Origin of the sequence: Streptomyces sp. Y1, assembly GCF_041053115.1 — a bacterium.
GTDB classification, from domain to species: Bacteria; Actinomycetota; Actinomycetes; order Streptomycetales; family Streptomycetaceae; genus Kitasatospora; species Kitasatospora rubellomurina.
Window position 1 is genome coordinate 7,793,146 of record NZ_CP163445.1, and the last position, 15,015, is coordinate 7,808,160.

Consider the following 15,015-nt stretch of genomic DNA (forward strand, 5'->3'; position numbering starts at 1 on the left):
AGTTTTCGCACGGCGTGAGGTCATCCGGCCTCACGCGTCCGTCCGGCATGACCACGGCATGAACCAAGGGGAGCACCATGCACATCGGCGTCATCGGAGCCACCGGCACCATCGGCAGCAGGGTCGTCACCGAGGCCCTCCGGCGCGGACACCGCGTCACGGCGTTCAGCCGGGACGCCTCCGCGATCACCGACCGGCGGGAGAACCTCGGCTGGGCGAGCGTCGACGCCCTGGACGCCGCGAGCATCGCGGCCGCCCTGCCCGGCCTGGACGTCCTGATCAGCGGCTTCCAGCCCGGGAACGCGGCGAAGGACTTCGCCGACACCGTCCGGCGCTCGATCGCGGACCCGACCGTCTACGCGGCTGCTGCCAGGGCCCTGCTCAAGGCCCTGGAGAGCCACCCCCGCACCCGGCTGATCGTCATCGGCGGCGCCGGCAGTCTGGAGATCGAGCCGGGCGTCGTCCGTGCCGACCACGACGAGCTCATCCACGCGTCGCTCGACGAACTCGGCCTGCCCCGCGAGTACGCCGCCGCCGTCCGCGGCCACCGAGAGGCGCTGGACGTCCTGCGCGCCTCGAACCGGCTCTGGACCTACTTCAGCCCCGCCGAGCAGATCGCCCCCGGCGAGCGCACCGGCCGCTTCCGCATCGGCGGCGACCAGCCCGTGCTGAACGCCGACGGCGTGAGCCGGATCTCGGCGGAGGACGCCGCGGTCGCCCTGGTGGACGAGGTGGAGCTGCCCCGCTTCGTCCAGCGCCGGTTCACCGCGGGCTACTGAGCAGCCTGCCGACCCGGTGTCCGTTTCCATAACGCGAGGTGATGGGGAGTCGGGAGCTGTCGGCGGCATCGATCGATCCGGACGATAGCCTGCACGCTCCCCGCGCGGCGGCGACGGCCGACGACCCGGGGGAGCGCTCAGGACGCCCGGCCGCCCGCCCGCGAGGGCGCGGCGGCCGGGTCCGTCACCCGGACCGGACCGATCTCCCCGGAGGCCCCCATGGATCGCTCAGTCAGACCCCGGACCTCGCTGCCGGCGGCGCTCGCCCTCGTCATGGCCGCGCTGCTCGCCCTGCTCGTCATCCCGGCCCACCCGGCCCGCGCCGACGACGGGAGCGGCTCCGCCTGCGCCCTGCAGGGCGCGACCGGGTACCTCGACGAGGGGCAGCGGACCGACTACACCCGGTTCCAGAACCCGATCGGCACCAAGCACGTCGGCGTGGTCTACGTCGACTTCCCCGACGCCACCGGCACCGCCCTGCCCCTCACGTCGTACGAGGACACGCTGAAGGGCGCCGCGGACTGGATGCGCAACGCCTCCTACGGGCGGACGGCACTGGACATCCGAACCCCGTATGCGGCCTGGGTCCGGATGCCGAAGAACTCCACCGACTACAACTGGGCGCGCGGCTTCTCCTGGACCACACATCAGGCCTACGTGAAGGACGCGCTGACCGCCGCGGCCGCCGCCAGAGTCGACCTCTCCCCGTACGACATGTTCTACGTGGTGCCGACCGCCACCGCGGCCGCGATCGGGCACACCCCCACCTTCGTCCAGGACCCGGCCGTGCCGACCTGGGTCTGGAACGCGCCGACCGGCAGCTGGGTGCTGGTCCACTGGGCGGTGACCTTCGGCCAGGACATGTGGCACTGGGGCTACAAGGTGGCCGACCACGAGACCGCCCACACCTTCGGCCTGCCCGACCTGTACGCCTACAGCGGCGACCAGCACCGGTACGTCGGCGGCTGGGACCTGATGGGCCGGATCTCCGGCCCGGCCCCGCAGTACTTCGCCTGGGAGGCCTGGAAGCTGGGCTGGATCGGCGACGGCCAGGTGTCCTGCCTGGCCACGGCGAACAGCTACGCCACCACCCTGACCGGACTGGAGTACGGCGGCACCGGCTACCGGCTGGCGGTGGTCAGGACGGGCGCCACCACCGCGTACGTCGCCGAGTCCCGCAAGGCCGCCTACGACGACGCCGGCGCCTGCGCCACCGGCGTCGTCATCTACAAGGTCGACACGTCCGTCACCACCGGCAACGGCCCGATCCAGGTGGTCGGCAACCCCGGCGCCGCCGCGCCCACCGGGACCTGCACCGCGCTGGACATGCAGACCTGGCGGCCCGGCCAGTGGTTCCAGGACGACACCGCCCGCGTCCGGATCTACGTGAACGGCTCCGACGCGTCCACCGACACGGTCTGGACGTACAAGTGGTGACGACCGGTCGGCCCGGGCTCCGGCTCCGATGAACGAACGCCACCGGCCCTCACGGCCGGTGGCGTTCGCGCCACCTGCGATGGACGGCGCTGCGGCCGCACGCCGCCTCGTACGCCGCGACGACGTCCCGGACGAGCGCGGGCCCCGAGGCGGCCAGCGGCCCCTCCTCGTGCCAGGCGAGCAGGTGCCGGTACGAGAGCGGGCTGCCGACGATGGGACGCACCGCGATGCCCGGCACCTCCTCGAAGGTGGCCTGGCAGAAGCTCACCGCGTGGCCGTGCCGGACGATGTCCAGGAGCAGCCGGCCCTCCGCCTCGTGGACGACGCGCAGCCGGTGGCCGAGGACGAGCAGGGTGCTGGACCAGTACTCGCGGATCCGGTCGTTGTCCGGGCGCGGCGCGGCCCAGTCCTCCTCCGCCAGGTCGGCGAGCGCGACCTCCTCCTCGGCCGCCAGCGGATGGGCGGCGGGCAGGGCGACGAAGAGCGGTTCGGTGGCGATCGGCGCGACGGCGACCCCCGGAGGGGCCGCGAGCTCGTAGCCGGGGCTGTCGCCGACCACCGCCGCTTCGAGCCGGCCGTCCGCGACGTCCTCGACGAGCGGGACGGGGCACCCCTGGCCGCGTGAGCTGATCTCGGCCTCCGGGTGGTGCTTCCTGACCGCCGTGATCAACCCGCCGAGCAGGGGAGCGTTGACGGAGCCGAGCCGGACCCGGTGCGGCGGGCCGTCGGTCCGTGCGGCGAGGGCCGAGACGCCCAGCAGCTCGTCGACGGTCGGCAGCACCGCCCGGGCCCGGCTGAGGACGACCTCCCCGAACGCGGTCGGGACGACGCCCGACTGCGCGCGGCTGAACAACTCGCCGCCGAGCACCCGCTCGATCCGCGTCAACTGGGCGCTGAGGCCGGGCTGGGTGAGCCGCAACGACGCGGCCGCCCGGGTCAGGCTGCCGCTCTCCGCGATGCTGCAGATGATCCGCAGGTGCCGAAGTTCGAGCTCCATGGCGTGATCGTAGGGAGATCGGGCCGACAGCAACAGGGGTGTGACGCAAGCGCCTTGGCCATCGACACCTAGTGAACGCAGCAGCCCCGCGCAGGGCGGGGCGACGCCGATCCCGCCCCGCCGGTCCGACCGGGGTGAATTCCGCGCCCGAGCACGGTACCAGGGGTTTCCGCCCGGACCCGTACGCGCCCATGGCGAGCGCGAGGGGCGGCGAGGGTAGCTGCCTTCAGGAAGATAACGAATGAGTCGAAGTTTGCCGCTCATTGGATTTACTTCTTGACTACGTCCGGCAGATCCGGATTGACTCCCTCCACCCCGCCGCAGCGTTGCGGCGCCGTCAGGGAGGCACCCCCCACATGAACGCAACGATGCGTCGCGCCGTCATTGCCACCGCCGCCGTCACGATGGCCCTGTCCATGGCCGCGTGCGGCAAGGCCGGCGGCGACAAGAAGGATGCCGCCGCCTCCGGCGACTCCAAGTCCATCGGCCTGCTGCTGCCCGAGAACGCGTCCTCGGCGCGCTACGAGTCCTTCGACCGCCCGTTCGTCGAGGCCAAGGTCAAGGAGCTGTGCGCGGACTGCAAGGTGCTCTACAACAACGCCGAGGGCAGTGCCGCCAAGCAGAAGCAGCAGTTCGACACCCTGATCGCGCAGGGCGTGAAGGTGATCGTCCTGGACGCCTTCGACGCCACCTCCACCGAGTCCTGGGTCAAGGAGGCCGCTGCGAAGGGCGTCAAGGTCGTCGCGTACGACCGCCTGGCCACCGGCCCGGTCGCCGGGTACGTGTCGTTCGACAACGAGAAGGTCGGCGAGCTCCAGGGCCAGGCCCTGCTCGACTCCCTGGGCGGCAAGGCCGCCGACGCGAACATCGTCATGATCAACGGCGACGAGTCCGACCCGAACGCCGGCCAGTTCAAGGCGGGCGCGCACAAGGTCCTCGACGGCAAGGTCAAGAAGGTCGTCTACGAGCAGTCCGGCGAGTGGAAGCCCACCGTGGCCGGCCAGAAGATCGGCGCCGCGATCACCCAGCTCGGCAAGGACGGCTTCCAGGCCGTCTACTCCGCCAACGACGGCATGGCCGCCGCCATCATCACCCAGCTCAAGGGCGCCGGGATCACCGTCCCGGTCGGCGGTCAGGACGCCGGCCTCGACGCGATCCAGCGGATCGTGAACGGCGACCAGGCCTACACCATCTACAAGGCCTACCGGCCGCTCGCCGACAGCGCCGCCGAACTGGCCGTGGACCTGCTGCAGGGCAAGGACGTCAAGTCGGTCGCCTCCTCCAGCATCGACAGCGCCACCGACAAGGGCATCCCGGCCAAGCTGCTCGACCCCAAGGTCGTCACCAAGGCGAACATCAAGGACACCGTCGTCGCGGACGGCCTCTACAAGGCCTCCGACATCTGCACCGCCGACTACGCCGCCGCCTGCGCGGCCGCCGGCCTGAAGTAGTCCCACCCGGGCGGTGCCCCCGACCCTCCCCGAGGGGAGCACCGCCCGCACCGAGCGGCGGGCCCGGCCCGCCGCCCCCTTTCGTACGCACGCACACCCGCCCGCCCCGCACGGCGCGCGGGCCAGCCCGGCCGCCACCCCACCATCACGGCGCGCGCGGGAAGAAGGAGATGGTTCACGTGACAGGCGCACCCGTACTGGCGTTGCGCGGGGTCTCCAAGCGCTTCGGCGCCGTCCAGGCGCTGACCGACGTCCACCTGGAGGTCCACGCGGGCGAGGTGGTGGCCCTGGTCGGCGACAACGGCGCCGGAAAGTCCACGCTGGTGAAGACCATCGCCGGCGTCCACCCCATCGACGAGGGAACGATCGAGTGGGAGGGCACGGCGGTCTCCATCGGCCGCCCGCACGACGCCCAGGCCCTCGGCGTCGCCACCGTCTACCAGGACCTGGCGCTCTGCGACAACCTCGACGTGGTCGGCAACCTCTTCCTCGGCCGCGAGCTGAAGAAGTACGGCATGCTCGACGAGGTCGGCATGGAGAAGCGCGCCCGCGAACTGCTCGACACCCTCTCCATCCGCATCCCGAGCGTGCGCATCCCGATCGCCGCCCTCTCCGGCGGCCAGCGCCAGGTGGTCGCCATCGCCCGCGCCCTGGTCGGCGACCCCAAGATCGTCATCCTGGACGAGCCCACCGCCGCCCTCGGCGTCGAGCAGACCGCCCAGGTCCTGGACCTCGTCGAGCGCCTGCGCGACCGCGGCCTCGGCGTCATCCTGATCAGCCACAACATGGCCGACGTCAAGGCCGTCGCGGACACCGTCGCCGTCCTGCGCCTGGGCCGCAACAACGGCGTCTTCGAGGTGGCGAACACCTCGCACGAGGAGATCATCTCCGCCATCACCGGCGCCACCGAGAACGCCGTCACCCGGCGCCAGGCCCGACTCGCGGAGGACGCGAAGTGACCACCGAACAGACCACCGCGCCCACCACCGAGAACGCGGCCCCGGCCGCGGTCGACCCCCGCCTGCTCGTCCGCGAAGCCGGCCTCGCCGGCTACCTCGCCGAGTTCAAGCGGAAGTTGAAGAACGGCGACCTCGGCTCGGTGCCCGTCGTCCTCGGCCTGATCCTGATCGGCGCCATCTTCCAGGGCATCACCGGCGACTTCCTCAAGGCCGACAACCTCACGCACATCACCCAGTGGATCGCCGGCCCCGGCCTGATCGCCGTCGGCGTCGTCTTCGTGCTCCTCCTCGGCGAGATCGACCTCTCCCTCGGCTCCCTCGCCGGCGCCTCCGCCGCCATCGCCGCCAACCTGTCCGCGCGCGCCGGCTACAACGAGTGGCTGTCCTGCCTCATCGCCCTCGCCGCCGCCGTCGCCATCGGCGCCCTGCACGGCTTCTTCTTCGCCAAGATCGGCGTCCCCGCCTTCGTCGTCACCCTCGCCGGCCTGCTCGCCTGGAGCGGCCTGCAGCAGTACGTCCTCGGCGACAAGGGCACCGTCAACGTCGTCCACGACGGCTTCCTGGCCAACCTGGACTCCTACTTCCTCGGCGACGGCGACATCGCCTACGCCTGGGGCCTCGCCGTCATCGGCACCGCGCTCTACGCCGCCGGGCAGCTCCTCGACGCCCGCCGCCGCACCGCCGCCGGCCTCGCCGCGCGGCCGATGGGCGAGATCGCGCTGCGCACCGGCGTCCTCGCCGCCGTCGCGCTGACCGCCGCCTACACGCTCAACCAGGACAGCGGCCTGCCGCTGGCCCTGCTCGTCTTCCTGGCCGTCGTCGTCGTGACCGACTTCGTCCTGCGCCGCACCAGCTACGGCCGGCAGATCTTCGCGGTCGGCGGCGGCGTGGAGGCGGCCCGGCGCGCGGGCATCAACGTCGCCTGGATCCGGATCTCGGTCTTCATGATCTCCGCCGGGATGGCCGCCCTCGGCGGTCTCTTCTACGCCTCCCAGCAGGGCTCCGCGGACAAGATCCTCGGTGGCGGCAACGTCCTGATGAACTCGATCGCCGCGGCCGTCATCGGCGGCACCAGCCTGTTCGGCGGGCGCGGCAAGACCTGGTCCGCGCTGCTGGGCATCCTGGTCATCCAGAGCATCACCACCGGCCTCGACCTGGTCCACGTCAGCCAGGCCATCCAGTACATGATCACCGGCGCCGTCCTGCTCGCCGCCGTCGTGCTGGACTCGGTCTCCCGCCGCACCCGCAAGACCGCGGCACGCTGACGACCGCGCGCTGACCGGCAGTTGGACAACGGCGAGGGCCGGGCCGCACCCGTGAGAACGGGTGCCGGCCCGGCCCTCGCGCGTCAGCGGGTCACGGGCACTTCTCGTCGATCTTGTACTGCAGCGCCCGCGGGTAGTCGTGCCGGCTGAGCCGGACGCGGGCCAGGATCGGCGCGTGGTTGAGGTCGTTGCCGGGGTCGGCGATCTCCGCCAGGAGCGCGTCGAGCTCGGCGTGGGTGCTGACCTCGCGCCCGTGCATCCGGTCCTTGTCGGTGCCGAAGACCTCGGCCAGCTTCTCGTACCGCCACGGGTGCAGCACGTTGTAGAAGTCGGCCCCGTTGGACGGCCTGTCCTTGTAGTAGCAGGGGCTGACCAGCATCTGCTCGATGCCGTAGAACCCCTCGTTGTCCAGGACGAAGACCACCGGCCGCAGGTGGTGGCGCACCTGGGTGGACAGCTCCTGGCAGATCTCCTGGAACGAGCCGTCGCCGACGAACACCAGCGGCCGCTTCATCGGCTGCTGCCGGCCCAGCGCCACGCCGGTGGCCGCGCCGACCGAGTAGCCGATGGACAGCCAGCTGTTCTGCGCCAGGAAGCCGGCCCGCTCGGTGATCCGCAGGTTCATCGAGCCGAGCAGCGCGAACGCCGCGTCCGAGACCACGGTGAACGGCGAGGGCGCCTGCGGGTCCCCGCCGGTGGCCCGGTGCTCCAGGAAGTGGTTCATGTGCGCGAAGAAGCTGTCGTACGTCAGCTCCGCCGGGTACTCGGTGGCGCTCAGCGAGTCCAGGAAGGCGGCCGTGCTGGCGGGGACGTCCAGGCCGGCCGCGTGTGCCAGCGCGAAGTGGTCGGCCGGGAAGGTCCGCCCGTTCAGCGCGTCGCGCAACGCCCGGATGAACCGGCCGAGTTGGACCTCGGGGAAGTACTTGGAGCCGACGCTGACGCCGTCCCGGGCGGCCACGATCCAGTCGTCGCCGATGGACTGCTCGCCGCCGAGGTTCTTGGACGTGGACCAGGTCCCGAGGCCGATCCGGCACCCGGCGTTCTGGAAGGTCTCCCGGATCTCGGGCAGGCTCGCCTTGCCGTTGTAGACGCCGGCGAAGCGCGGATGCCGTTCGGAGACCACGGACTTCGCGCCGACCGTGGTGCAGAACTGCATCTCGGTGCTCTGCACGAAGTCCAGCAGCTCGTCCTCCAGGCGGTGGCGGACCAGTTCCTCACCGGCCCAGACGATCGGGGTGCCGAACGCGTCGATCAGCGCCACCGCGGCCTTGACCGCCTTGGCCAGCATCTCCTCGTTCCGCTTGGTGAACGTCCGTCCGTGCGCCCGGAGTTCGCCCTGCGGGGGCGCGCATGGCGCGTGCCAGAGGTCCTCCATCACCTCCAGGTAGACGGGCTTGCGCTCGGTCAGGCAGGCGGTGATCGCGCTGTCGATCTGGGAGGGCGCGAGCCCCGGGTTGGAGAGCAGCTGCGCGTCCACCGTCACCTGCCGGTAGACCGCCAGGTTGCTCTCCCGGCGCGGGCTCATGTGCGAGGTGAGCAGGCCGACCGCCTGCTGGTTGAGCCACTGCTCGTACGAGGGCGCCGCGTTGATCGCGATCAGCGGCACGTCCTCGACGTAGGCGCCGCCGATGGCGTTGAGCAGGCTGAACGCGCCCACCCCGTAGGTCACCGCGACGGCGCCGACGCCCACCTCGCCCTTCTCCGGGTCCGTGTCGGCGGCCCGCACCCGGGCGTAGGCGTCCGCGGCGTAGCCGCCGCCCATCTCGGTCGGGGTGCCGATCCAGCGCACGCCGGTGGTCTCCTGCATGATCGTCAGGAACGGGCCGAGGAAGTCGCCCGGCACCCCGAACAGGTACCGGATGCCCAACTGCTCCAGCCTGGTGGCCAGGTAGCGGGCCACCGTCCATTCGTCGCCGCTCATCGGGTCATCGCCTCCTGCCGGCCCTCGGGCCGGACTCGCGCCTCGGGCCGGATCTCCGGCTGCGCCGGGGGCGGCGGCGGGGGCGCCTCGTGCACGGCGATGGCCGCCCGCACGGCGGTCTCCACCGCGCCCTCGATCCAGGCGTGCTTGAGCGAGACGTGCTCGCCCGCGAAGTGCACCGGGCCCTCCGGCTTGACCACGTCGAGGTGGAAGCTGGTCATCTGGTGCGGGGTGTACACCGCCGCCTCGCCGAAGGCGTACGGGTCGCGCAGCCAGCTCTGGGTCTTCCCGCAGCCGGTGTAGAACACCTCGATCCGCCGGCCGTGCACCGACTGGAGGTTGCGCAGCGCGTAGACGTAGCGCTCGTCGTCCTCCATGGAGTCCCAGCGCACCGCGTCGTCCGACCAGCTGTAGCTGGCCAGCACCACGCCGCCGCCCTCGCCGCCGGGCACCGGGTGCGAGGGGTAGTACATGAAGCGGTTCGGGTTGTCGGTGGTCGAGCCGCCGCCGAAGCAGTTGGTGGCCGGGCGCACGCTGGCCCGCAGCAGCGGGGTGTGCTCGTAGACCTCCCGCTGGCCCCGGCTGATCCGGCGCTCGTCCACGCTCGCGTGCGCGCCGAGCAGCAGGTCCGGCAGGTTGCGCGGCGGCCGGTGGCCGTTGTGGGCGGCGGCCCCGGCCGCCTCCGCGTCCTCCTCGCCGGCCCGCTGGTAGAACTCGTACAGACCGGGGGCGATGGAGTCGAGCTCGGTCTTCCAGTCCGCCTCGGTGAACTCCCACCAGCGGCGGGAGAACTCCAGCAGCACCTTGGTGGCCTGGTCGTAGTGGGTCTCGATGATCGAGCGGCGCTTCTTGTACGAGAACGGGGGAGTGACCTGGACGAACCGCAGGGCGGAGAACGGGACCGTGACGATCGCGAAGTCGCCCTTCCAGACCTCGGGTTCGGCGTTCGGGTCGTCCTCGGGGACGGTCAGCACGGCGACCTGCGGCCCGGTCGGGCCGACGTGCCGGGCGCCGCCGCCGTCCCGGCGCGGGTCCCAGTACTCCATCCGGATCATCCGCTCGCCCATCCGCAGCTCGTCCTTGAGCTCCTCGGCGAGCGCGCGGGGCAGGTTCCAGCTGCCGCCCTGGATCTCCCAGTAGGTGGCGTTCGGGTTGATGTCGCTGCGGCCCAGGAAGGTGTGGAAGAAGGCCAGGTGCAGCCGGGAGGTCATGTTCTCGATCGTGCCGATCGCCTCGACGGCCTCGTCGCTGAAGCCCGCGTACTCGCGCAGGAAGCGGCCCATCGAGTAGCCGTCGAAGTCGTGGATCACCCGGGCCCAGCCGTCCAGCCACTCGTCGAACGGCTTGTTCACCCGCTTGCCGTCCTTGATCACCGAGTAGTAGTCGCGGACCGGCTCCAGGGCCTGGTTGACCATGTCGGCGGCGGTGATCCGCACCTCGTCGCCGGTGAGGTGGAAGCCCTCGTTGACGCAGCTCGGGTCGGCGGCGTACTCGCGCCGGCGGGCCTGGACCCGGTTGGTGCGGATCCAGGAGTTGAAGCGCTTGGCGGGTTCGCGGAAGTCCGGGCTGTCCGCGCCGTACGTCCAGACCTTGCCGGGCTCGAAGGACTCGTAGACCACCGGCGGGACGGGCGCGTTCTGGTTGCCGGTGTCCGGATCGACGTCGACGTTGAAGAACAGCTGCCGGTTCAGGCCCAGGCTGTCGACCAGGGCCAGGGTGAGCGGGTGGAAGCTGGGCAGCCGCATCGCCCCGGCCTCCGCGTACTGCATCGGGTCGCTGAACGAGCCGTCCAGGTCGTCGTCGGCGGCGCGGAAGGTCTTGATCCGCCCGCCCACCCGGCTGGCGTTGGCCTCCAGGATGGTGACGTTGTGCCCGGCGTCCTTCAGCAGCTTCCCGGCGACCAGGCCGGCGATGCCCGCGCCGACGATCAGCACGTCCTTGCTCTCGTCCGCCGGCGGGATGCCGTCCTTGATCAGGACGTCGAGGTAGCGCAGCTTCAGGTCCTTGTCGTCCGGCCCGATCAGCAGCAGTTCGCGCGCCAGCTGCCGGCAGGTCTGCCAGCGGGCCCGGTCCTTGGCCGTGCCCTCGATGACGGGGTTCTCACTCATCGCTTCTCCTCGCGGCTCAGGAGCCGACCGGCGTGTTGGGGAGGTCCTTGCCCTCGGCGAGAAGCCGCAGCGTGCTGATCGAGGGGGTGAACGCGTAGAGCGCGCCCGTCGTGCGGACGAAGCGCTTCATGTCGACGGTGCCGTGGGTGCCGTCCGCGAGGGCGATCGAGGCGTGGCCGGCCAGGCCGGTGACCTTGTCGAAGCCGTTGTGCGGGTGCGGAGTGGGGGTGTCGAGGCCGGGCGTGAACTCCGGGTCGTTGGACCAGTGCCGCTGGACCAGCTCGAACTGCGCCTCCAGCGAGGTGCCGTAACAGACGAACATCAGCCCGCGGTCCTTGCCGTCGTCCGCGCCGCCCGGGAACTCGGGGCCGTACGGGATGCCGCGGCGCATCACACGGTGGCTCTTCGGCTTGTGGTCGCCGACGCCCGCGAAGGCCCGGGGGTGGGTGCGGCGGATGTGGGCGACCCAGGGGGTGTGCTCGCCCACGGGGTCGTTCTCGTAGTCGAAGTCGTTGCGGTCGCCACCGAGACCGGCCACGGCGCTGACCGGCGGGGCGAGCGGCGTGCCGTTCTTCTCGCGGCCGACCAGGCAGGCGCCGAGCCGGTTGGCGTCCATGGTCCCGGTGAACTGCTTGACGCCGTCCACCACGGCCTCGTTCCAGCCCGCGACGTCCTGGCGCAGCCGGCGCACCACCTGGAGCGAGCCGTTCTTCATCCACGCCGGCGCCTTCCGGTCGCCCATCTCGCTCTTGTGCCCGAAGACGAACTCGCCCGGCTCGATCAGCTCGCTGCCGGCGCGGTTGTCGCGGAACCCCTTGTGCTCCGGGTCCTCCCGGTGGAACTCCTTGACGCCGGGCTGGGAGATGCCGTCCTTGTAGCCGAAGTGCTCGTGGCCCTTCATCGCGCCGGTCAGGGTGCGGCCGTGGTCCATGTGGACCCGCTTGATCCCGTGCGTCTGCTCGACGGTGTCGAGGTTCTTGAGCTTCTCCTGCAGCAGCTCGTCGGTGTCCGCGGCGACGATCAGGACCGCGTGCACGACCTTGTCGCCCGTCCCGGCGCCGAACAGCCAGTGCCCGGGGTCGCTCTCGGCGGTGTCCCCGAGGTCCTTGGCCCGGGCGGCCGCGCCCGCGCAGAACGCCGTGAACGTGCTCAGGTCCTTCCTCACCTGGTCGGGCTTGACGGCGACGGTCAGCAGGCCCTCGAAGGTGAGCGAGACCCCGCAGCGGACGACCGCCGCGACGGGGTCGCGGCCGAAGGCCCGGCGGGCCAGCGAGAACTGCTCGTTGAAGTCCTCGGTCTCGCTGGTCGTCGCGACGGTGTTGAGGATCGCGGCGAGCCAGCCGCGGCCCTTGGCGGCGTCCGGGAAGTGCAGGTAGCGGAAGTCCGTGAAGTCCTTGTTGAACGCGGCCAGGACGTTGCCCTGGATGTCGGTGTTCGTGCGCAGCTTCGGCTGCGGCAGCTGCTCGATCGAGGGCACGGCGGTGGGACGGGTGGGGGTCGTGGTCATGCTGGGGTTCCTCGCGATGGTGGGCGGGCAGGCACAGAAGTCACGAAAGGTGAGAGGCCTGCTACCCAACGTAGCTGCGCCGTCGAGAGTCCTGTCAACCGGTGGTGGCCCGCTCGACGGGACGGCGCGGAATAACCCGGTGCGGCGCGCGGCGGGCCTTCCCTAAGCTCTCCCACGGACACGCGCCGCCGCCCGTTCGACCGGGCCCCGCGGCGCGCCCGAGCGACACCGGAAGCAGCGGAAGGGGGGAGCGGCCGTGACCGCGCAGCGCACCGCCGCACCCTCCCCCGCGTCCCGGTTCGAGGTGATCCTGGTGTCCCCGCTCGTGCGGTGCCCGCTGCGCGGCCGGCACCGCTGGAGCCCGACGGCCTCCTGAGACCCGCGGCCTTCGCCGCCATCGCCCGTCCGGTCGGCGAACCGACCCCCGACGTGCCGTCAGCTCACCGATCGCGCGCCCCTCCTCCTTCCGCGGTACTTCCGAAAGGGCACCCGGGCCATGCGCACCACCACGAGCACCAGCACCAGCACCGGCACCACCGCCAGCACCGGCACCACCGCCAGCACCGGCACCATCGCCGCCGTCCGCAACCTCGGCATCCTCGCCCACGTCGACGCCGGCAAGACCACCGTCACCGAGCGGATCCTCTACCTCGCCGGCGAGACCCACAAGCGCGGCGAGGTGCACGAGGGCACCACCGTCACCGACTGCCACCCGCAGGAACGCGACCGGGGCATCACCATCTTCGCCGCGGCCGTCAGCTGCGCCTGGAACGGGCACCGGATCAACCTCATCGACACCCCCGGCCACGTCGACTTCGCCGACGAGGTCGAGCGTTCGCTGCGCGTGCTGGACGGCGCCGTCGCCGTGTTCGACGCCGTCGCCGGGGTCGAGCCGCAGAGCGAGTCGGTGTGGCGGCAGGCCGAGCGGCACGGCGTGCCGAGGATCGCCTTCGTCAACAAGCTGGACCGTGCCGGCGCCGACCTCGACACCGCGCTGGCCTCCATCCGCGAGCGCCTGCACCCGCAACCCCTGGCCGTGCAGCTGCCGATCGGCGCCGAGGACGCGTTCACCGGCGTCGTCGACCTGCTGCGCCTGCGCGCGCTCACCTGGGCGGACGACCGCCTGCGCGAAGGGCCCGTCCCCGAGCACCTGGCCGCCGAGGCCGCCGTCCGCCGGCACGCCCTGGCGGAGACCGTCGCCTCCCTCCACCCCGGCGCGCTGGAGGAGTTCTGCGCCGACGGCACCCTGAGCGCCGCCACCCTCGCCGCCGCCCTGCGCGAGCTGACCCGCACCGGCGAGGCCGTCGTGGTGCTGTGCGGATCGGCGTACCGCAACCGCGGGATCGAGCCGCTGCTGGACGCCGCCGTCGCCTACCTGCCCTCCCCGCTGGACGTCCCCCCGGTCGCCGGCGTCACCGGTACGGCCGACGACACGCCGCAGCAGCGCGCCGCCGATCCCGAACAGCCGTTCACGGCCCTGGCGTTCAAGGTCAACGTCACCGCCACCGGACGGCTGACCTACCTGCGCGTCTACGCCGGCCGACTGGAGAAGGGGGACACCGTGCTGGACACCACCACCGGCCGCCCCGAACGCGTCTCCCGGATCCTGCGCGTGCAGGCCGACAGCCACCGCGAGAGCGACCACGCCGTGGCCGGGGACATCGTCGCCGTGATCGGCCCCAAGGCGGCCCGCGTCGGCGCCACCCTGTGCGCGCCCGCCGCGCCGATCCTGCTGGAGGCGCCGGTCAGCGCCGAGCCGGTCGTCACCGTCGCCGTCGAGGCCCGGCGCACGGCCGACACCGACAAGCTCGCTCAGGCGCTGGCCCGCCTGGCCGAGGAGGACCCGTCGCTCCGGGTGCGCACGGACGCCGAGACCGGGCAGCGGACGCTGTCGGGGCTGGGGGAGCTGCACCTGGAGGTCGCCGTGGAGAAGATCCGCCGCGAGCACGGCATCGACGCCGTGACCGGCCGCCCGCAGGTCGCCCACCGCGAGCGGCTGGTCGAGGGCGTGACCGGGTTCGTCCACCGGCACGTCAAACAGGAGGGCGGCGCCGGCCAGTTCGCCCACCTGGTCCTCGACGTGCAGCCGGGCGGGGAAACGGAGGACTTCGTGTTCGGCTCCACCGTGATCGGCGGCCGCGTCCCGCGCGAGTACGTCCAGGCCGTGGAGGCGGGGTGCCGCGAGGCCCTCGCCGAGGGCCCGCTGGGCGGGCACCCGGTCACGGGCGTGCGGGTGACCCTCACCGACGGCAGCACCCACCCCAAGGACTCCTCCGACCTGGCCTTCCGCACCGCCGCCCGCCAGGGCCTGCGCGAGGCACTGCGCGCGAGCCGCCTCCAACTCCTGGAGCCGGTCGCGGAGGTGACGGTGACCGTACCGGAGGACGCCCTCGGCGCGGTGCTCGGCGACCTCGCGGCGCGGCGCGGCCAGATCCGGGAGACCGGCCCCGGCCGGGTCGCGGCGGTGGTCCCGCTGGCCGAACTGTTCGGCTACGCGAGCCGCCTGCGCAGCCGCACCCAGGGCCGCGGCACCTTCACCACCCGCCCGGCCGGCTACGCGCCCGCGCCCGGCGCGTGAACCGGCCCGGCTG

10 protein-coding genes are annotated in these 15,015 nt (G+C 72.1%); 6 read left to right on the plus strand and 4 right to left on the minus strand.

What is annotated here, in order from left to right:
- Positions 1-77 precede the first annotated feature (77 nt).
- Positions 78-779 (plus strand): NAD(P)-dependent oxidoreductase, encoded by a 702-nt coding sequence (locus tag AB2U05_RS33945; RefSeq protein WP_369185335.1) that lies wholly within the window; start codon positions 78-80, stop codon positions 777-779.
- A gap of 219 nt (positions 780-998) precedes the next feature.
- The gene (locus AB2U05_RS33950; protein ID WP_369185336.1) at positions 999-2,216 is read left to right on the plus strand and encodes a M6 family metalloprotease domain-containing protein; all 1,218 of its coding nucleotides are present in this window, start codon (positions 999-1,001) and stop codon (positions 2,214-2,216) included.
- 49 nt (positions 2,217-2,265) lie between these two features.
- Here the strand turns inward: AB2U05_RS33950 and AB2U05_RS33955 are convergent, their stop codons facing one another.
- Positions 2,266-3,213 carry a LysR family transcriptional regulator gene (locus AB2U05_RS33955; protein WP_369185337.1) on the minus strand — a complete coding sequence of 316 codons (948 nt, stop codon included), beginning with the start codon at positions 3,211-3,213 and terminating at the stop codon, positions 2,266-2,268.
- 356 nt (positions 3,214-3,569) lie between these two features.
- On the opposite strand from AB2U05_RS33955, the gene AB2U05_RS33960 reads away from it, so the two are divergent.
- The 3 genes from AB2U05_RS33960 (at position 3,570) to AB2U05_RS33970 (ending at position 6,888) form a co-directional block, all read left to right on the plus strand.
- Positions 3,570-4,664, plus strand: a complete 1,095-nt coding sequence (locus AB2U05_RS33960) for a sugar ABC transporter substrate-binding protein (RefSeq protein ID WP_369185338.1) — start codon at positions 3,570-3,572, stop codon at positions 4,662-4,664.
- A 170-nt stretch (positions 4,665-4,834) separates the two neighbouring features.
- Positions 4,835-5,623: an ATP-binding cassette domain-containing protein gene (locus tag AB2U05_RS33965; protein WP_078860353.1), complete on the plus strand. Its 789-nt coding sequence runs from the start codon at positions 4,835-4,837 to the stop codon at positions 5,621-5,623.
- Complete coding sequence (locus tag AB2U05_RS33970; RefSeq protein ID WP_369185339.1) at positions 5,620-6,888, plus strand: sugar ABC transporter permease; 1,269 nt, start codon at positions 5,620-5,622, stop codon at positions 6,886-6,888. The genes AB2U05_RS33965 and AB2U05_RS33970 overlap by 4 nt, the downstream gene beginning before the upstream one ends.
- Before the next feature lie 91 nt (positions 6,889-6,979).
- On the opposite strand, the gene AB2U05_RS33975 is transcribed toward AB2U05_RS33970, so the two are convergent.
- The 3 genes from AB2U05_RS33975 to AB2U05_RS33985 are packed head-to-tail and all read right to left on the minus strand — an operon-like array spanning position 6,980 to position 12,424.
- Positions 6,980-8,809 carry an alpha-keto acid decarboxylase family protein gene (locus AB2U05_RS33975; RefSeq protein ID WP_369185340.1) on the minus strand — a complete coding sequence of 610 codons (1,830 nt, stop codon included), beginning with the start codon at positions 8,807-8,809 and terminating at the stop codon, positions 6,980-6,982.
- On the minus strand, positions 8,806-10,917 hold the full coding sequence (locus tag AB2U05_RS33980; protein ID WP_369185341.1) for a flavin monoamine oxidase family protein: 2,112 nt from the start codon (positions 10,915-10,917) through the stop codon (positions 8,806-8,808). The genes AB2U05_RS33975 and AB2U05_RS33980 overlap by 4 nt, the downstream gene beginning before the upstream one ends.
- A gap of 16 nt (positions 10,918-10,933) precedes the next feature.
- The gene (locus AB2U05_RS33985; protein WP_369185342.1) at positions 10,934-12,424 is read right to left on the minus strand and encodes a Dyp-type peroxidase; all 1,491 of its coding nucleotides are present in this window, start codon (positions 12,422-12,424) and stop codon (positions 10,934-10,936) included.
- A 496-nt stretch (positions 12,425-12,920) separates the two neighbouring features.
- On the opposite strand from AB2U05_RS33985, the gene fusA reads away from it, so the two are divergent.
- A complete protein-coding gene (gene fusA, locus AB2U05_RS33990; RefSeq protein ID WP_369185343.1) occupies positions 12,921-15,002 on the plus strand; it encodes an elongation factor G in 2,082 nt (693 codons plus the stop codon).
- Positions 15,003-15,015: the final 13 nt, after the last annotated feature.